Source organism: Chromohalobacter sp. HP20-39 (genome assembly GCF_033052815.1).
In the GTDB taxonomy this organism is placed as follows: domain Bacteria; phylum Pseudomonadota; class Gammaproteobacteria; order Pseudomonadales; family Halomonadaceae; genus Chromohalobacter.
Map to the genome: position 1 here is coordinate 1 of NZ_JAWHTP010000984.1, position 250 is coordinate 250.

1 protein-coding gene is annotated in these 250 nt (G+C 68.0%); it reads right to left on the bottom strand.

The genetic code is table 11. The annotated features are described in order from the left end of the window. Window positions 1-250 (bottom strand): flagellar basal body L-ring protein FlgH (locus RVY79_RS20910; protein ID WP_317466526.1); only part of this gene is annotated, 250 nt, incomplete at both ends.

Below are 250 nucleotides of genomic sequence, written 5' to 3' on the forward strand. Positions count from 1 at the left end.
GTGGCCGAGACTTTCTCGACGATATTGATCGTCAGCGTGTCGCCCACCAGCCGGGCACGGTGGTCTTCGAACAGCGGTCGGTAGGCGGCGGCCTGGTAGATGGCGCCATTGGTCGGCGCCAGCGGCACCGTCGCCGGCAGGTTGACGACCGGTGTCTGGCTCATCTCGACCCGCGGCTCAGGGTAGGGCGTGGCGCAGCCTGCGAGCAGGGCGCCGGCGACGAGTGGCGTCAGGGCAAAGTACTTCATGG